Raw genomic sequence first — 17655 nt, 5'->3', positions numbered from 1 at the left:
CGGGGCTCCTCTGCTCCTTCAGCGCGCCGACTGTACTGCCGCTGGGAGCCATCGATACACCCCACCCCGGTGAACCTTCGCGGTCACAGCACTAGACGTCCAGGTCCACCACGACCGGTGCGTGGTCCGATGCGCCCTTGCCCTTGCGCTCCTCGCGGTCGACGTACGCGTCCTTGACCCCCGTCGAGAACGCCTCGTTGCCGTAGACGAGATCGATGCGCATGCCGCGGTTCTTCGGGAAGCACAGCTGGCGGTAGTCCCAGTAGGTGTACGGGTGGTCGTACTTGAGGGGGCGCGGGACCACGTCCGTCAGGCCCTCCTCGCGCAGTGCCGCCAGCGCGGCGCGCTCGGCCGGGGTCACATGGGTCAGCCCCTCGAACGCGGCCACGTCGTAGACGTCGTCGTCCGTGGGCGCCACGTTGTAGTCGCCCAGCACCGCGAACGGACGGCTGCCCGCCACGTCACCCGCCACCGCCGCTCTCAGGGCCTCGAACCACTGCAGCTTGTACGCGTAGTGGGCGTGGTCCACCTCGCGGCCGTTCGGCACGTACACCGACCAGACGCGGACCGGACCGCAGGTCGCGGAGACGGCCCGGGGCTCCTCCACGCCCTCGTACTCGGGGCCGCCGGGAAGGCCCTTGACGACGTCCTCCAGGCCCACCCGGGAGATCACCGCCACGCCGTTCCACCGTCCCGTGGCGTTCACGGCGGCCTCGTAGCCCAGCTCCCGCAGCTGTTCGGACGGGAACTGCTCCGCGGCGACCTTGGCCTCCTGGAGGCACAGCACGTCCGTGCCGCTGCTCTCCAGCCAGGCCAGCAGCCTCGGGAGACGGGCGGTGACCGAGTTCACGTTCCAGGTGGCGATACGCATGCCTCACAACCTACCGGGCGGGTACGACAGCGGGCCCGCCCCGGACACCCCGTGCCGTCCCGCGCCACCGGACCGGCCCGGGAGCCATCGGGGGATCCCGGGCGGCCGGCTCAGACCTCCGCCGACGCTCCCGGTGTCAGCCGCAGGTGCTCGGAACCGCCGAGGGCACCGATCTGGCGGTCGTAGATCGGCCGGGCGAGGTCCGTGAGCAGGGCGTCGTGGATGTCGTACGCACGTTGCGGCCGGACCTCGCGTACGTACTCGATGACCTCGGAGATCTTGTTCCACGGGGCCATCACCGGGAGCATCAGCGTCTCGACCGGCCGGTCGGGGACGGTGAGGGCGTCCCCGGGGTGGAAGACGCGGCCGCCGTCGACGAGATAGCCGACGTTGGTGATGCGCGGGATGTCCGGATGGATCACCGCGTGCAGTTCGCCGTGCACCTGGACGTCGAAACCGGCGGCCGTGAAGGTGTCACCGTGACCGACGGTGTGCACCCGGCCGGGGAAGGCGGCGGAGACCTTCTCCGCCACCGACCGCAAGGTCCAGATCTCGGCCGCCGGGTTGGCCTCCATGGCCGCACGGAGCCGCTCCTCGTCGAAGTGGTCGGGGTGCTCGTGCGTGACGAGGAGGACGTCCGCGCCCAGGGCGGCGTCCTCCTCGCTGAAACCCCCGGGATCGATGACGAGCGTCCGCCCGTCCTTCTCCAGACGGACGCAGGCGTGCGACTTCTTCGTGAGCTTCATGGGTCCATCCTGCCCCGGTACCCGCCCGCAGGGCGCTGCCTGTGGACGAGTCCGCCGGACGAGCCCGTCCCCTCACTCCTGCGGGGTCGTCCGCTCATTACTCCTGTGGGGTCGTCTCCTCACGGATGATCTTCTGCGCCACCCGGAAAGCGCTGTTCGCCGCCGGCACACCGCAGTAGACGGCCGTCTGGAGCAGCACCTCCTTGATCTCCACCGGGGTGAGACCGTTGCGCAGGGCGGCACGGGTGTGGACGGCGAGCTCGTCGAGATGGCCGCCCGCGACCAGGGCGGTCAGCGTCACACAACTGCGCGAACGCCGGTCCAGTCCGGGCCGGTCCCAGATCTCGCCCCACGCGTACCGGGTGATGAACTCCTGGAAGTCCCCCGAGAACTCGTCCGCCGCGGACAGCGCCCCGTCGACGTGCGCGTCCCCCAGCACCTCGCGGCGCACCTTGATCCCGATCTCGTAGGGATCCTGCCGCTCCGAGAGCTCGGGCTCCATGGGGGCCGGGCCGATCTCCGCGAACGGCGCGACCGGCGGCGGGGCGGCCTGCACGGGGTAGGCCTGCGGGGCCTGGACCGCCATCTGGCCGGTGGACGAGTCGAAGGCCGGCAGCCATGCGCCGGAGAAGTGCCGCACCAGCAGATCCGTGACGGCGGCGGGCTGCTCCACGGGAACCAGGTGCGAGGCACCGGGGACGACCGCGAGACGGGCGTCCGGTATCCCGGCGACCAGCGTGCGCGCCTCCGCGGGCCCGGTGACCTGGTCGTCGGAGCCGGCCAGGACGAGCGTCGGCACCCCCACCAGACCCAGGTCGCCCCGCACGTCGAAGGCGGCGAGCGCCTCGCAGGCCGCGATGTAGCAGCCCGGGTCGGTGGTGCGCACCATCTGTACGGCCCACTCGGTGATCGCGGGCTGGGCCGCCGCGAAGCCGCTCGTGAACCAGCGCTCCGGCGAGGTACGGGCGATCGGGTCGAGGCCGTTCGACCTCACGACCACCCCACGCTGCCGGAACTCGTCGGCCGTACCGAAACGGGGCGAGGCGGCGATCAGCGCGAGGGAGGCGACGCGCTCCGGACGGCGCAGCGCCAGTTCGAGCCCGAGGGCCCCGCCGAACGCGCAGCCCGCGTAGCCGAAACGCTGGATGCCCAGCCGGTCGAGGGTGGTCAGCAGCCGCTCGGCGAGCTCGGTCACCGATCCGGCCGGATACGCGGGGGCTCCGCCGTGTCCCGGGAGGTCGAAACGGAAGATCCGCCAGCTCTTCGAGAGCTCCGGAATCTGCCTGTCCCACATGTGCCAGGTGGTGCCGAGCGAGGGTCCGAGTATGAGGACCGGAGCGTCTTCCGGACCGTCAAGGCGGTATTGCAGAGTATTCGTCGGTGTCTCACTCACGCCCTGCACGGTCTCACATCACACGAATTCTCACGTGATCGGGCCTGAATCCCGTACGGGCCGTCCCCCTATGGGGTGGCGCCGTGAGGGTCTTCCACCCCGGCTTCACGTATTTGTTCGTCGAACGTCCACACCCAGAGCGGACCACAGCTCCCGTTCCACGTCCGTCGGCGGGATGTGCGCCGCGGGACACTCCGGGTGGCCGGCCGGTGGCCGGCCGTTCCTGTCCGGCGTCCCCTCCGGCTCCTTCCCGTGGACGGAGGGCTCGGGCAGCAGACATCCCGACAACAGGCAGCCGACCGCCAGCAGACCGGGGGTCCACCGGGCGAGCACGTCGGCCCATCGGCGGGCGCGGCGCCTGTCGGTCATGTCCTTGCCGCTCCTTCGCCGAGGGCGTCGACAGCACTGTGAGGGCGAACGGTACCCGGTCGCCGTGGACGTCGGTGATCAGGTCCCGTCGGCGGGCCTGGCCGACCGGACCGGGGACGGGCAGGACGGCGACGAGCCGCCGGGTGCGGTCGTCCTGTGGACCGTCCAGGACCTCGGCCGTCGAACCGGACGCCGCGCGGTGGCGGCAGGTGTCAGAGCTCGCCCGGTGCGCCGAGGCCGGTCAGGGCGCCGACCGGGTCGAGGTCCGGGGTGCCGCGGGGCCACCAGTCGTCATGGCCCGGCTCGGACTCGTAGGCGTACCACAGGCCGTTGCGGCCGAGGCGGAGCTGGGCGTGGCCGCGCGGGTGGGTGAGGTGGTTGCGCCAGGGGCGGAAGGCCGGGAAATCGGCGGCCATCAGCAGCGGCCGGGCCCGGTCGAACCGGCCCGCAGGGGGGTCCCAGGGATCTTCGAGCACGCCGAGCGCCTCGAATCCGCCCTGCCGCCAGGCGGCGACCGCCCGTGCCAGATCGGCCGGGGTACGGCCGGTCGCGGAGGCGAGCGAGGAATAGAGGGCGCGGGTGGCGGCGGTGAGCCCCGATCCCGGGCGGGCCGCGGCGACGCGCACCGCGTCCTGCCACAGCGTCAGTTCCGCGACCGGATCGCGGCCCGACGTCAGCAGTGCGTGCGCGCGGGCCGCCGCGTCCGTGGCCAGCTGGTCCAGCGCGAACGCGTCCGGGCCGCCCGGTACGCCCGGGTAGGCCGGCGGCTGCTCGGGATGCGCGGGCGGCGGCAGCGGGGCGGGAAGGGGCGGCAGCGCACCCCGGGCGAGCGCGTCACGGGCACGTACGCCGGCCGGCTGGGCCGGTTCCCGCTCCTGGGCGGCGCGGGCCGCGCGGGTGGCGTTGCGCCGGGAGAGTTCGTCGAGCAGTTCCCGCTCACCACGGCCGCGCAGCAGGAACAGGACGAAGGGGTCCTGGTCCAGCAGCCGCGCGGTCTGGTAGCAGAGCGCGGCCGCGTGCTTGCAGGGGTGCCCGAAGTCGGGGCAGCTGCAGTGCGGTTCGAGTTCGCCGGGGCCGGGAAGCAGTTCGACACCGCAGTCCGCGAGCGACTTCGGCATCTCCTTGTCGAGCAGCGCCGCGATGTGCCCGGGCCGCTCGGCGGCGGCGTCGAGGAAACGGTCCCAGTCGCCGTCGGTCAGCGTCCGCACCCTGATCTGGACGCGGTACGGTCTCGGCCGGCTCCCGTGCACATAGGCGAGCACCAGGCCCGGTGTGACGGTGACGGCGTCGACGTGTCCGTGCCCGGCGTACGTCCGTCCGCGCGCCAGCCGTGCCGCGTCCAGCGCCCCTTCCTCCAGCGCCGTGATCCACGCGTTGCCCCACCATGTCTCCGCGAACGGGCCCTCCTCCCGGACCCGTGCGGGGAAGGCGGGGAACGTACGGCGCAACGCGCCGTCGCGGCCCGGGGACGCCATGGAGCGAGGGAGCCGCTCGGCGGGGACGGGAGTGGTCCGTTCGCCGGTGGACGCCGGGGACCCGAAGGACGCCGGGTCCTCTGGAGACTCCGCGAGGGGTTCGGAGGTGAAGAGCCCCGGGACGAGGGAGCCGACCGTGAAGGGCTCCGTGGCCGCCGCCGACGCCTCCCACCCGGGCACGGGGTGCGCGGGGTGTTCGGCGTCTTGGGACTGTTCCGTGTGTTGGGGCTGTTCTGCGGGTTGACGGTGTTCCCCGTGCCGGGGGTGTTCCCCGTGCCGGGGGGATTCGGCGTGCTCGGGATATTCCGCGTGTTGCGGGTGTTCGAAGCCTGCGAGTCGGTCGTGGTTCCGGTCGCGAGTCGCCTCGCGGGTGTCACCGTCGGCGGCGGGACGCGCCGGCTGCCCGGTGGCGGCGGCCACCTCGGGGGGCAGCTTGAAGGCGTCCGCGAGCAGATTGCGGAGCCGGCGCTGCTGAGACGCCGGATCCGTGGTCACGGGGTGCGGAGAACTCCGTCGTCCTCGGGCTCCGGACGGGAACGTCCTGGCGGAGTGGCGCCTCGGGCCGGCCCCCTCGTCCTCGGCCTCCGTCGACCGCTCGCCGCTGCCGTCCGCCTCTTCGGACCGAAGCCGCCGCGCGGCGCGCAGCGCCTCACGGGCGACGTCACCAGGACGCGCGCCGCCCCCGGCCTCCGCACCGGAACGACCGGCCGGGGCCGGCTCCGCCACCCGGGCCGGACCCGGCGACGCTCCTGCGGCCGCCGCGGTCCCGGCGGGACGCAACGCCTCGCGGACGATGTCACCAGGACGCGCGCCTCCCGGCCCCTCGGCGCCGGAAGAACCGGGTGTTCCTTCCTCCCCCGCTTCAGGCCGCCCACCCGCACCAGTACCCGCACCCGAGTGATCGTCTGCCGTCGCCGTCGCGGCCCTCCGGGCGGCGCGCAGGGCCCGGCGGGCCTCGTCGGCGGGTCGGTCACCGGTCACCGGAGGGCGCGGATCCGCGCCCTCGGCCGGTGCGCCGCCGGTTCCTGCCTCGGGCACGCCGGGCTCCTCTCCCTCGGGCACGCTCATGCCGGCCTCCGGAGCGAGACGAGGTCCGACAGTTCGCGGTCGGTCAGCTCCGTCAGGGACGCCTCGCCGGAACCGAGGATCGCGTCGGCGAGGGCCCGCTTCGCTTCGAGCATCTCGGCGATCCGGTCCTCGACCGTGCCTTCGGTGATGAGCCGGTGCACCTGGACGGGCTGGGTCTGGCCGATGCGGTAGGCGCGGTCGGTGGCCTGCTCCTCGACCGCGGGGTTCCACCAGCGGTCGAAGTGGACGACATGGCCCGCGCGGGTGAGGTTCAGGCCGGTCCCGGCCGCCTTGAGCGACAGCACCAGGACAGGGGTCGCCCCGCTCTGGAAGCGGTCCACCATGTGTTCGCGGTCGGCGACCGGTGTACCGCCGTGCAGGAGCTCGACCGGGACGGCGCGGGCGGTCAGATGCTCAGTGATCAGGCGGGCCATGCCCACGTACTGCGTGAAGACGAGTGCCGAGCCGTCCTCGGCTAGCAGCGTGTCCAACAGCTCGTCGAGCAGCGCCAGTTTGCCCGAGCGCGCGGATGTCCCGAGCGCGGCGGCCCGCGCTTCCTCCTTCAGGAACAGGGCCGGGTGGTTGCAGATCTGTTTGAGGGAGGTCAGCAGTTTCAGGACCAGTCCACGGCGGGCGATGCCGTCGGCCGTCTCGATGGCCAGCATGGACTCGCGGACCACCGCCTCGTACAGCGAGGCCTGTTCGCGGGTGAGCGGGACGGGGTGGTCCGTCTCCGTCTTCGGCGGGAGCTCGGGGACGATGCCGGGGTCGGACTTCTTGCGGCGGAGCAGGAACGGGCGGACGAGCCGGGCCAGGCGGGCCACGGCCTCCTCGTCCTCCCCGTTCTCCACGGCGCGCGCGTGCCGGGCGCGGAAGGACTTCAGGGGGCCGAGCAGTCCCGGGGTCGTCCAGTCCAGCAGTGCCCACAGTTCCGAGAGGTTGTTCTCCACGGGGGTGCCGGTGAGTGCGACACGCGCGGGGGCCGGGATCGTCCGCAGGGCCTTCGCCGTCGCCGAGTACGGGTTCTTGACATGTTGTGCCTCGTCCGCGACGACCATGCCCCAGCCCTGGTCGGCGAGGTGGGCGGCGGCCGACCGCATCGTGCCGTAGGTGGTGAGGACGAATCCGCCGTCGAGGCCGTCGAGGGTGCGGTCGGGGCCGTGGAACCGGCGCACGGGAACGCCGGGTGCGAAACGGGTGATCTCCCGCTGCCAGTTGCCGAGGAGCGAGGCGGGACAGACCACCAGGGTCGGTTCGCTGCGGGCCCGCTTCAGGTGGAGCGCGATGAGCGTGACGGTCTTGCCGAGACCCATGTCGTCGGCGAGGCAGCCGCCGAGGCCCAGGGAGGTCATGAGGTCCAGCCAGGCGAGACCGCGGAGTTGGTAGTCCCGCAGCCGGGCGTCCAGGCCGGACGGGGGCTCGACGGGTGTCACACCGGCCGTGAGGCGGTCGCGCAGCACGGCGAGGGCACCGACCGGCACCGCCTCGACGGTCTCGCCGTCGACCTCGGCGGTTCCGGTGAGCGCGACGGACAGGGCGTCCACCGGGTCGAGCAGGCCCAGTTCGCGCTTGCGGGCCTTGCGGACGAGGGCGGGGTCGACCAGGACCCACTGGTCGCGCAGCCGGACGACCGGCCGGTGGGCCTCGGCCAGGGCGTCCATCTCGGCCTCGCTGAGCGGATCTCCGCCAAGGGCCAACTGCCAGCGGAACTGGAGGAGTTCCTCGCTCTCGAAGAATCCGGTCCCGTCGGTCGCCGATCCGGGTGCGGGCCGGACCACCGCGGCGGCGCTCAGGTCGTGCGCCAGGTCCCGGGGCCAGTGCACGGCGACACCGGCCGCGCCGAGCCGGGTCGCGACGACCCCGAGCAGATCGGAGAGTTCCTCCTCGGAGAGGGCGAGCACGTCCGGCACGTCCTGTTCGGACAGCCGGTCGAGGGGCGGCCAGACCCGGGCGGCACGACGGACGGCGAGGGCCGCGTCGACGCGGGCACGGGGTCCGAACACCGTGTCGGCGTCCCCCGCCCACAGGGCGGCCGCGTCGACGACGAGCGTGGGGTCGGCGAGGCTGTGCACCTGGACGACGGCGGCACCCGCACGCCGTGCCCCCTCGCCGTCGTCGAAGAGCTGGTGGGCGGACAGGTCCAGACGCAGCGAGATCCGTACGCCCGCGTCCATGCCGGCGGCGACCTCCGCGGCCCAGTCCTGGGCTCCGGTCAGCCGCTGCGGCTCGCGGGCCGCGAAGGGTTTGCCGCAGGTGTGGGGAGCTGCGGGGGTGCGCGGCAGGGTGTCGGCGACCGCGTCCAGGAAGGACCGCATCAGCGCCTCGGGCTCGGGCAGCCGGATCGGTCCCTTGCCGGGCAGGGGGACGGCGTGTCCCTCGTACGGAAGGGCTTCGGCGACCGACCTCAGGTGCGCGATGTCGTCCGGGTCCAGGGGGCCCGCGCGCCAGGCGTCGAAGCCGTCGGGGGTGATCCCCGGCAGCAGGCGTCCGCGGGCGACGAGGCGCAGCGCGTGCAGCGCCGCCGCTCCCCAGCAGGCGGTGGCGGGATGGGCCGCGGGGTCCCGCCGGGCTCCGGCCAGCAGGGGCAGGGCTTCCCCCAGGGAGAGGATCCGGGCGGGGACGGTGCTCCTGCGCACTCCCGAGCCGTGCGGTCGTACGACCGTCAGCTCTGTGTGCTCCCGGGCGTCCGCTCCCGTGCCGGGTACGGGAGCTGTCACCTTGTCGGGGTGCTCCCCCGGCCTCGGGGTGTCCCCGTCGTCCTCGGCGGGCACGGATTCGCCCCGTGGGTCCCAGAACGCGACGCGTCCCTCGCGGGGCACCGGGGCGGGCAGGAAGACGGCGGCGAGCCGCGCGGACGGCGGCCGGCCGGAAAGCGGCTGCGCGGGCTCCCGCGTCCGGGGATCCCCCGTGGACGCGGAGCGCGCCGGGACCGAGGGCACACCCGCGGAAGGCACCCATGCCGTCACCACGTCCACGCCGTCCCGCATACGCCCGGTCGCCTCCCGCCCGTCGGTCGAATCAGTTGTCTTCGACTCTACGGGCGGGGTCTGACAATCGGCTCCCACGGCCGCCGCGAGCGGCCACGGGCCCGGCCCGACTCGGCTCGGCCCGGCTACGGGACCGTGCGCGAGACCAGGTACACCATGGGGTGGTCGGACTCGGGACCGTTCACCACGATGTCCTGGGTGGGTGCCGGGTCCTTCTGTTTGTGGACGAGCCCCCACCAGGGGCCGGGGCCCGTGAACTCCCAGCCGACGACCTTCTGGTTGCGGTCGTTGATGGTGATGTGGTCCTTCTTCAGGGCGGCGCGGCTGGTGCCCACGGTCTTGAGGAACCAGTCGAGGCCCGCCCGGGTGGTGCCGAACTGGACGTACAGCCGGCTGGTCTTCCAGTTGTTCGTCTCGTAGTACGCGACATCGGTCGAATCGGCGGGCATGGCCACCTGGTAGAGGCGGCGCTGGACGCGCGAGGGCCAGCCCGCGGTGAGGCCGGTCGCCGAGTACTTGGCCTCCTTGTCCTTGCCGCTGTTGCGGCTCTGGTCGGCGGAGATCACCAGGTAGCCGGCCGGTACACCGATGAGCAGCACGATGATCAGCAGGGTCAGGGCGCGGCGGCGGAACCTGTGGCGCGGGTCCTCCGGCGGGCGCTGGGGCTCGTCGGGGGACATCGCCTGACGAGGGAGCGAGGCGGTCACCGCGACTCCTGCTGTGTCGTACGGCGGGTCTCGGCGTAGCGCTCGTACCGTTCGTAGCGCTCCACGCGGCGGCGCTTGGCGCGCCGGAAGCGGCGGGCGACGAGACGCGCGAGGTCGGCGGCGCCGACCATGCCGGCCTCGGGGCCGAGCTGGGCGCGGGCGATCCGCGCCTCGGGGCGGTAGCCGCGGCCCGTGAGGTGCCGGCGGAAGGCGTCGCGGGCGGGACCGATCAGCAGGTCGTCGGCCGCGCTCACCCCGCCGCCGATGACGAAGCAGGAGGGGTCCAGCGCGGCGGCCAGGTTGGCGATGCCGACGCCGAGCCACTGGCCGATGTCCTGCAGGAGTTCGACGCACATGGCGTCGCCCTCGCGGGCCAGCTCGGTGATCATCGGGCCGGTGATGTCACCGACGTTGCCCTTGACGTGCTCGATGATCCCGAAGGCCACCGGGGAGTCGGCCGCGGCGAGTTCGCGGGCCTCGCGGACCAGCGCGTTGCCGGAGCTGTACTGCTCCCAGCAGCCGCGGTTGCCGCACGGGCAGCGGTGCCCGCCGGGCACGACCTGCATGTGGCCGAACTCTCCGGCGACCCCGAACTTGCCGCGCTTGACCTGGCCGTCCTCCAGGATCGCGCCCCCGATGCCGGTACCGAGCGTGATCATCACGAGGTGGTCCTCGCCGCGCCCCGCGCCGAAGCGCCACTCGGCCCAGGCGGCGGCGTTGGCGTCGTTGTCGACCAGGACGGGCACGGCGAGCCGCCCGGCGAGGCGGTCGCGCAGCGGCTCGTTGCGCCAGGACAGGTGGGGGGCGAACAGGATGCGGTTGCGCTCGGCGTCCACCCAGCCGGCCGCCCCGATGCCGACGGCGTGCACGTCGTGCCGGTCGGAGAGGTCCAGCACCAGCTCGACGATGGTGTCCTCGACGACCTTGGGGCTCTTGGACTTGTCCGGCGTCTCGGCGCGGACCTTCTCCAGGATGTTGCCGTCGGCGTCCACCACGCCCGCCATCACCTTCGTGCCACCGATGTCGATGCCGACGGTGGGGACGCGGGGTGCCGTCAGGTGGGAACGGCGCTCGCGTGTGCCCACGGTCCGCAGGACGGTGGCCCGCGCGGAGCCGATGGGGGTGCCCCCCGCGCGGGCGGAGCCGAGCGCTCGGGGCAGCGCGAGGTCGCGGTAGGTGCTCATCGCGCCGATTCTGCCCTACGCCGCACCGGAGCCGCACCGTGGAAGCGTGGTGACGCATGTGACGTGTGGGCCCTCCGCGGCCTGCCCCGGCCGGCCCGCCCGGCCGTCCGGGTCACGGCTCGCGCTCCTCGTCCGGCACGGTTCTCCGGCTCGTGCCGCAGGTCGTCCGGCTCGCTTCCGCCCGCCGTCCGGCGCGTCGGCCCGTCCGGTGTGACCCGGTCCCGGGTGCGGCTGCCCGGCAGGGTGCCGCGCCGCAGCGGAACGAAACGATCACGCACCAAAGAGGCGTGATGCGGATTATGGGTGATAAATACAACACCCGGTCCGGCGGCCGGTGCGGCGGCCACATATTTCGAAGACCGCACCGGACGGTTCCACCCCGGGGACGGCGGTGGGCTCGTCGAGCACGAGGACCTCGGCGCCGGCATGGACGGCGCGGGCGATCACCACGCGCCGGCGCCCGCCTCCGGAGGGGGTGTCGATCGGCCGGTCGACGTCACGCGGGCCGACGCCCATGGGCAGGCGTTCCGCGTGGGTCGTGCGCCGCACGTGGTCGAGCATCTCCGGCGGGCAGGCTGCCCGGCGGTGACTCGTCAGCGAGATGCACGGAGCCGATCACCAGGAACAGCGCGGCATCGCACGCGATCGAGGCACGTTTTCCATTGTCATCGGCCATCCGCCCGATGCTTTCAACGGCCCCGAGCGACGTCCATGCTCTCTCCGGCCACGGAAATCCTTTCCCCGGGACCGTTTCCTCAGGACCGTACGAGCAGCTGGAACTCGAAGGAGTAGCGCGAGGCGCGGTAGATGTGGGAGCCGAACTCGACGGCACGGCCGGTGTCGTCGAACGTGGTGCGCTGCATGGTGAGCACGGGGGCCCCGGCCGGCTCGCCGAGCCGCTCGCCCTCGTCCGGGCTGGCCGCACGGGCGCCGACGGACTGGCGGGCGCTGTGGAGGGTGATGCCGGCGCCGCGCATCAGCCGGTACAGACCGGTGGCCTCCATCCGGTCGCTGTCGAGCTCCATCAGCTTGGGGGGCAGGAAGTTGCAGAGGTACGCCATCGGCTCACCGTGCGCGAGACGCAGGCGTTCGACACGGTGGACCTCGCTGCCCTCGGCCACTCCGAGGGCGGCCGCGACCTCGGTGGACGCCGGTTCGACGATGTTGAGGACCACCTGGGTCGCGGGGCGCTGGCCGGCCGATTCCAGGTCGTCGTAGAGGCTGCTGAGTTCCAGGGGGCGCTTGACCTGGCTGTGCACGACCTGGGTGCCGACGCCCCTGCGCCGCACGAGCAGCCCCTTGTCGACGAGGGACTGGATGGCCTGGCGGACCGTGGGGCGGGACAGGCCGAGGCGCCCGGCGAGCTCGATCTCGTTGCCGAGCAGGCTGCCCGGGGTCAGCGCCCCGTGCTCGATGGCGGCCTCCAGCTGCTGCGCCAGCTGGAAGTACAGCGGGACCGGACTGGTGCGGTCGACGCCGAGCTGGAGCGACACGGTCGGATCCACATCTGGTTTGGCCACGGCTCGAGCGTAGCTCCGGGAGATGTTGACGGGAAGTTGTGAAGTTCGGTTGTCCGGACAAACCATTGACAGCGTGTCGGGTCGCCCCCCAGTTTGTTCCCATGCGCATCGGACTCATCGGAGCAGGCCGTATCGGCACATTTCATGCGGCCACTCTCAGCCGTCACCGTGAGGTCGGCGGCTCCCTCATCGTCACGGACGCGGATCCCGGACGGGCTCAGCGGCTGGCGGACCGGCTGGGCGCGACGGCCGCGCCCACGGTGAACGAGATCTTCACCTGGGGCGTGGACGCGGTGGTCATCACCGCCGCGACCTCGGCCCACGCCGAACTGATCGGCCGGGCGGCGCGCTCCGGGCTCCCGGTGTTCTGCGAGAAGCCCATAGCCCTCGACCTCGCGGGCACGCTGGCCGCACTCGCCGAGGTCGACGCCGCCGGAACGGTTCTGCAGATGGGGTTCCAGCGCCGCTTCGACGTGGGCTACACGGCCGCCCGCGAGGCGGTGCGCTCGGGCCGGCTCGGCCGGCTGCACACCGTACGCGCGATGACGTCGGACCAGTCGCCGCCCCCGGCCGACTACCTCCCGCTCTCCGGCGGGCTCTACCGCGACTGCCTGATCCACGACTTCGACATGCTGCGCTGGGTCAGCGGCCGCGAGGTCGTCCAGGTGTACGCGGCCGGCTCCGACGCCGGGCCCGCGATGTTCCGCGGGGCGAACGACATCGACACCGGCGCGGCCGTCCTCACCTTCGACGACGGCATGCTCGCCACGGCGACGGCGACCCGGATGAACGGCGCGGGCTACGACGTCCGCATGGAGCTCTCCGGCGAGCTGGACCAGATCGCCGTCGGTCTGGACGACCGTACGCCGATCGCCTCGACCGAACCGGCCGGTCCGCCGCCCGCGGACAAGCCGTGGACGGGCTTCCTGGAACGCTTCGGCCCCGCGTACGAGGCGGAGCTCGCCGCGTTCGTCGAGGTGGTCCGCGGCGAGCGCGCCAACCCCTGTGACGGCCGCGAGGCGCTGGAGGCGCTGCGCATCGCCGAGGCCTGCGAGCTGTCCCGGCGCGAGCGCCGCCCGGTCTCACCGGCGGAGATCCCGGGCGCCAGGCTCTGAGAGACACCGGTCACCGGCCGTATCCGTCTCACCGGCACCGGCGAGACGGATACGGCCGGCACCGAGCAGGGGCACGCACCGCGCCCGAGGGCACGGCCGCGCGGCGGCCGGTCCCTCATCCCAGGAGCCGGACGGCGGGAGCCTCGCGGTCCACACCGAGCGGCTGGTCACAGTGCTTGCACGTCAGACGGTGCGGTCGCACCAGGTTGGTCTGGAGACCGGCGGTGCCCGACTCCTTCGCCTCCGGGCAGTGGTAGGCGAGGTGCAGCCGCACCCAGGGGTGGCTGGTGGGCGCGGCGGCCTTCCTGCCGTCCCGGGTGTCGGTGAAGGGCGCCCACCAGAAGTCGACCAGGGCCCGGACGGCGAGCCGCTCCCGGCCGCTCGTCGTGTCGAACCCCGCGATCCTGGCGGCGGTGCGGTGGCTCTTGAACCCGCTGCGGCTGCCGGAGCACAGGGCCTGCTCGGCCCCGCGCTCGAACACCGTCGTCCGCCCGGTCCGCTCGCAGACGAAGCAGTCGAGGCTGAACTCCAGCCGGGAGCGCCAGTAGAGCTGGTGCCGGTCGTCCAGGCCGGTCAGCTCCGCGGTGATCTCCGCCGTACGCAGCACGGCCCTCACTCCTCACGCGGCACCGGGCCGCTCACCAGCGCACCGGCATACGGCGCACACCTCGCATCAGCATGCCGGGCAGCCAGCCGCTCGGCGGTCCGTCGAGCGCCAGGTCCGGACACCGCTCCAGCAGGGAGCGGAGGGCCACGTGGGCTTCGAGCCGGGCCAGCGGCGCGCCCAGACAGTAATGGATGCCGTGCCCGAAGGCGAGATGCCCGCGGGGCTCGCGCCGCAGGTCGAAGCGGTCGGGCTCCGGATAGCGCACGTCGTCGCGGTCGGCCGCGCTGAGGCAGATCATCACCTCTTCCCCTGCCGCGATCGCCGTGCCGCCGATGTCGAGCGGCTCGGCGGCATAGCGGAAGGTCGCGTTCTCCACCGGCCCGTCATGCCGCAGGGTTTCCTCGATGGTGCCGTCGAGCAGCGTCATGTCGGCCCGCAGAGCGGCGAGTTGGGCGGGATGACCGAGCAGGGACCGGACGGCGCCGGTGATGAGGTTGACCGTCGTCTCGTGTCCGGCGACGAGGAGCAGGAACGCCATGCCGCGCAACTCCCGCGCGGAGAGCCGGTCACCGTCCTCGGCGGTGGTGCGGATGAGACCGCTGAGCAGGTCGTCGGTGGGACCCGCGCACCGCTTGTCCTCGATCAGATCACCCAGATAGGCAGCCAGTTCGACGAAGGCCTTCTGCTCGCTCTCGGCGCTGGTGGGAGCGACCGTCTCCGTGGACAGCGCGCGGAAGGCCGCCCGGTCCGGCTCGGGCACGCCGAGCAGCTCGCAGATGACGGTGAGCGGGAGCGGATAGGCGAAGGATTCGACGAGGTCGGCCCGCCCGCGCGGAAGCATCTCGTCGAGCAGTTCGTCGGTGATCTCCTGGATCCGCGGACGCAGTGCCGCGACCCGCCGGCCGGTGAACTCGCCCGCGATCAGGGTCCGAAGGCGGGTGTGCTGCGGCGGGTCGGCGAGAAGCATGTGCTCGCCGATCAGTTCCTCTTCGTAGAAGGCGAACCCCGCCGTGTTCGCGTTCTTGGCCAGCCGCGGGTCGGCGAGCGCGGCCCGCGCCTCCTCGTACCCCACGACGAGCCAGGTCTCATGCCCCTCGTCCGGCGGTGGCAGTCTCACCCGGTGCACCGGACCGAGCGCGCGTAACTCGGCGTAGGCCGGATGCGGGTCCTCGGTGAACCGCGCTCCGTACTCCCTCAGGTCGATCACGATTTCTCCCTCCCGTCCCACCGCTCAACGCGCGAGAACCCCGGTCAGTGCCCGTCCACCTCCAGCAATCCGGCGTCGTACGCCAGCAACGCGATCTGCACACGGTTGTTGAGGCCGAGCTTGGCGAGGATGCGGGAGACATGGGTCTTGACCGTGGCGACGCTCATGAACAGTCCGGCGGCGATCTGCGCGTTCGAGCTGCCCCGGCCGACCTCGACGGCGACCTCGCGCTCGCGCTCGTTCAGGACGGCCATCCGGGAACGCGCGCCCGACCGGCGGAGGTCGAGGGCGGAACTCGCGGCGTGTTCCATCAACCGGCGCGTGACGGCGGGCGACAGCACCGGCTCCCCGGCCGCGACCCGGCGTACCGCCGCCAGGATCTCCGCGGGCGGTGTGTCCTTGAGGACGAACCCGGCCGCGCCCGCGCGCAGCGCCCGCAGCACCTGCTCATCGGCGTGAAAGGTCGTCAGGACCACGACGTGCGGCGCCTTCTCCCGCCCGCGCAGCCGCTCGGTGGCGGTCAGTCCGTCGACGCCCGGCATCCTGATGTCCATCAGTACGACGTCGGGCCGAACGCGATCGACGAGTTCCTCCACCTCACCGCCGTCGGCGGCCTCACCGACGATCTCGACGTCCTCGGCACCGCCCAGCATGAGAGCCAGCCCCGCCCGCACCAACGGATCGTCGTCGACGAGCACCAGCCGAATCACCGTCATGCCCCCACCCAACCATCTCCCCAGACCTTCATCGCCCCCTCCGCCCCTACCCGACCCGAACCTGGGGCTCCGCCCCAGACCCCGCTCCTCAAACGCCGGAGGGGCTGAAACTCACGCCGGCCACGACGCACCCGCAGCCGGGTACGCGCGGAAGGGGCCGTGCCGGTACATCGATGCCCGTCGCCACCGACGGCCACGCCTCATCCAACGGCGACGGGCTGATGCACCGGCACGGCCCCGACCCACCCACCCACCCACCCACCCGAAACCGGTGACGCCAGCGCGAGCGATCCTTCACGGCCCCCAAGGCAACCAAGCCCGAACCCGGAACCCCCCACCCTCCGGCACCCCGTGCTCCAGCCGCCCTCCGGCCAGCGTCGCCCGCTCCGTCAGCCCGATCAGCCCCTGCCCGGATCCGGGCACCTTCGGCACCGGCCCCGGCGGCGCCGGATTGGCGACGGTCACGGTCAGGCCGTCGCCGGCGGCGCCCCGTACCGTCACCGTCACCTCCGCACCCGGCGCGTGCTTGCGCGCGTTCGTCAGCCCCTCCTGGGCGATGCGGTACGCGGTGCGGCCCACGGACGCGGGCACGGCGGCCAGGTCGAGGACACGGTTGTCGAGGACGACCTTCGCACCGGCGGAGCGCGACTCGGCGACCAGCCCGTCGAGCGCCGCGAGCGTCGGCTGCGGTCGCCCGGTCTCGTCGGAGTCCCCGGTCCGCAGCACCCCGATGATCTCGCGCAGGTCCTGCAGTGCCTCGTGCGCGCTCTCGCGGATCACCCCCGCGGCCCGGGCGACCTCTTCCCGAGGGGCGTCGGGCCGGAATTCCAGTGCTCCGGCGTGCACGCTCAGCAGGGTGAGCCGGTGCGCGAGCACGTCGTGCATCTCGCGCGCGATCGCCTCCCGGGCGAGCCGCTGCGCCTGCTCGGCCCGCAGCGCCGCCTCGGTCTCCGCCCGCCGCGCGCGGTCCCGCAGGCTCAGCACGAGCTGGCGTTTGGACCGTACGAACATGCCCCAGCCGACCACCGCGGAGGTGAGCAGCGCGGTGACGGCGAGGGCGGCGGGATACGGCAGCTCGGGGTCGGGCCGCAGCCAGAAGAACGCCGGGAGCAGCGCGAGCTGGACGCCGGCGACCGCGGCCACGTACCGGAAGGGCCGGTGCACGGCGAGGGTGAAGAGGGCGACGAGACCCGCACCGCCCGCGGTGTTGGAGATCAGCCCGACCGGGATCATGGCGACGGCCAGTCCCAGGGGCCACCGCCGACGCAGCCAGACCGCCGCGCAGGCGAGCCCGCCGATCACCTGGTCGGCGACGGCGAGGCCGTACGGGATTCCGGGGTCGTCGGTGACGGTGTTCGCGGCGGCGAGACCGATGACGACGGCCAGCAGGAAGCAGCCGAAGTCGACGAACCAGTCGCGCAGGGTGCGCCGGGGCCGCCCGGAGGACCCCGCGCGCTCGGCGTCGGGATCGAGGTCCGCGGCCACGGCCGACGGCAGCAGCCAGCGCCGCGCGGGCAGGGCCGGCGCCGGAACGTCACGCGGCACGGGCGCCGGTTCGTCACCACTCACGTTCGACAAATCTACGCAGCCGGACCCGCGGTCACCTCTCCACGGGCCCGGTCGTCGACCAAAGTCGCCTCGGTTCAGACTTTCGTCGGACCGGGGCGCGAGGCCCCGTACCTCCAGCCGG

The 17655-nt window shown here is 73.0% G+C and carries 14 protein-coding genes and 1 pseudogene; 1 reads left to right on the top strand and 14 read right to left on the bottom strand.

The genetic code is table 11. The annotated features are described in order from the left end of the window. Positions 1-91 precede the first annotated feature (91 nt). The 10 genes and pseudogenes from ACH4S8_RS15795 to ACH4S8_RS15750 all read right to left on the bottom strand — a co-directional run bounded on the left by ACH4S8_RS15795 (position 92) and on the right by ACH4S8_RS15750 (position 12305). On the bottom strand, positions 92-871 hold the full coding sequence (locus ACH4S8_RS15795) for an exodeoxyribonuclease III (RefSeq protein WP_398394090.1): 780 nt from the start codon (positions 869-871) through the stop codon (positions 92-94). A 110-nt stretch (positions 872-981) separates the two neighbouring features. After that, complete coding sequence (locus ACH4S8_RS15790) at positions 982-1617, bottom strand: MBL fold metallo-hydrolase (protein ID WP_398394088.1); 636 nt, start codon at positions 1615-1617, stop codon at positions 982-984. Between the two features lie 97 nt (positions 1618-1714). Next, positions 1715-3010, bottom strand: coding sequence for an alpha/beta fold hydrolase (locus ACH4S8_RS15785; RefSeq protein WP_398394086.1), 1296 nt, complete (start codon positions 3008-3010; stop codon positions 1715-1717). A gap of 105 nt (positions 3011-3115) precedes the next feature. Next, positions 3116-3379, bottom strand: a complete 264-nt coding sequence (locus ACH4S8_RS15780) for a DUF6059 family protein (RefSeq protein ID WP_398394084.1) — start codon at positions 3377-3379, stop codon at positions 3116-3118. 212 nt (positions 3380-3591) lie between these two features. Beyond that, positions 3592-5922 (bottom strand): SWIM zinc finger family protein, encoded by a 2331-nt coding sequence (locus tag ACH4S8_RS15775; RefSeq protein ID WP_398394082.1) that lies wholly within the window; start codon positions 5920-5922, stop codon positions 3592-3594. After that, entirely contained in the window at positions 5919-8909 is a 2991-nt protein-coding gene (locus ACH4S8_RS15770; RefSeq protein ID WP_398394080.1) for an SNF2-related protein, read from the bottom strand. Before ACH4S8_RS15770 ends, ACH4S8_RS15775 begins: the two co-directional genes overlap by 4 nt. A gap of 125 nt (positions 8910-9034) precedes the next feature. Further along, positions 9035-9616 (bottom strand): sugar kinase, encoded by a 582-nt coding sequence (locus tag ACH4S8_RS15765; protein ID WP_398394078.1) that lies wholly within the window; start codon positions 9614-9616, stop codon positions 9035-9037. Next, positions 9613-10800, bottom strand: a complete 1188-nt coding sequence (locus tag ACH4S8_RS15760) for an ROK family glucokinase (RefSeq protein WP_398394076.1) — start codon at positions 10798-10800, stop codon at positions 9613-9615. Before ACH4S8_RS15760 ends, ACH4S8_RS15765 begins: the two co-directional genes overlap by 4 nt. Then, positions 10797-11358: pseudogene (locus ACH4S8_RS15755) on the bottom strand (ATP-binding cassette domain-containing protein); the annotation flags it as partial. The gene ACH4S8_RS15760 and the pseudogene ACH4S8_RS15755, both read right to left, overlap by 4 nt. A 197-nt stretch (positions 11359-11555) precedes the next feature. Next, positions 11556-12305: a GntR family transcriptional regulator gene (locus tag ACH4S8_RS15750; protein WP_398394129.1), complete on the bottom strand. Its 750-nt coding sequence runs from the start codon at positions 12303-12305 to the stop codon at positions 11556-11558. Between the two features lie 116 nt (positions 12306-12421). On the opposite strand from ACH4S8_RS15750, the gene ACH4S8_RS15745 reads away from it, so the two are divergent. Next, positions 12422-13435: a Gfo/Idh/MocA family oxidoreductase gene (locus tag ACH4S8_RS15745; RefSeq protein ID WP_398394073.1), complete on the top strand. Its 1014-nt coding sequence runs from the start codon at positions 12422-12424 to the stop codon at positions 13433-13435. Positions 13436-13550: 115 nt separating this feature from the next. Here ACH4S8_RS15745 and ACH4S8_RS15740 read toward each other — a convergent pair whose 3' ends face one another. The 4 genes from ACH4S8_RS15740 to ACH4S8_RS15725 all read right to left on the bottom strand — a co-directional run bounded on the left by ACH4S8_RS15740 (position 13551) and on the right by ACH4S8_RS15725 (position 17534). Then, entirely contained in the window at positions 13551-14042 is a 492-nt protein-coding gene (locus ACH4S8_RS15740; RefSeq protein ID WP_398394071.1) for a hypothetical protein, read from the bottom strand. A gap of 31 nt (positions 14043-14073) precedes the next feature. Continuing rightward, the gene (locus ACH4S8_RS15735) at positions 14074-15249 is read right to left on the bottom strand and encodes a cytochrome P450 (RefSeq protein ID WP_398394069.1); all 1176 of its coding nucleotides are present in this window, start codon (positions 15247-15249) and stop codon (positions 14074-14076) included. 44 nt (positions 15250-15293) lie between these two features. Next, positions 15294-15965, bottom strand: coding sequence for a response regulator (locus tag ACH4S8_RS15730; RefSeq protein WP_398394067.1), 672 nt, complete (start codon positions 15963-15965; stop codon positions 15294-15296). Between the two features lie 294 nt (positions 15966-16259). Next, positions 16260-17534 carry a sensor histidine kinase gene (locus tag ACH4S8_RS15725; protein WP_398394065.1) on the bottom strand — a complete coding sequence of 425 codons (1275 nt, stop codon included), beginning with the start codon at positions 17532-17534 and terminating at the stop codon, positions 16260-16262. Between the last annotated feature and the right edge of the window lie 121 nt (positions 17535-17655).

Source organism: Streptomyces sp. NPDC021080 (assembly GCF_044333225.1).
Taxonomy (GTDB): domain Bacteria; phylum Actinomycetota; class Actinomycetes; order Streptomycetales; family Streptomycetaceae; genus Streptomyces.
Note: the sequence above shows the minus strand (reverse complement) of the source record. Positions and strands in the feature narration are given on the sequence as shown.

Excerpts from the sequence above, each read along its gene's own strand:
- ACH4S8_RS15775 (WP_398394082.1), bottom strand. The coding sequence starts at position 5,922 with ATGAGCGTGCCCGAGGGAGAGGAGCCCGGCGTGCCCGAGGCAGGAACC.
- ACH4S8_RS15795 (WP_398394090.1), bottom strand. The coding sequence starts at position 871 with ATGCGTATCGCCACCTGGAACGTGAACTCGGTCACCGCCCGTCTCCCG.
- ACH4S8_RS15745 (WP_398394073.1), top strand. The coding sequence starts at position 12,422 with ATGCGCATCGGACTCATCGGAGCAGGCCGTATCGGCACATTTCATGCG.
- ACH4S8_RS15730 (WP_398394067.1), bottom strand. The coding sequence starts at position 15,965 with ATGACGGTGATTCGGCTGGTGCTCGTCGACGACGATCCGTTGGTGCGG.
- ACH4S8_RS15760 (WP_398394076.1), bottom strand. The coding sequence starts at position 10,800 with ATGAGCACCTACCGCGACCTCGCGCTGCCCCGAGCGCTCGGCTCCGCC.
- ACH4S8_RS15790 (WP_398394088.1), bottom strand. The coding sequence starts at position 1,617 with ATGAAGCTCACGAAGAAGTCGCACGCCTGCGTCCGTCTGGAGAAGGAC.
- ACH4S8_RS15780 (WP_398394084.1), bottom strand. The coding sequence starts at position 3,379 with ATGACCGACAGGCGCCGCGCCCGCCGATGGGCCGACGTGCTCGCCCGG.
- ACH4S8_RS15770 (WP_398394080.1), bottom strand. The coding sequence starts at position 8,909 with ATGCGGGACGGCGTGGACGTGGTGACGGCATGGGTGCCTTCCGCGGGT.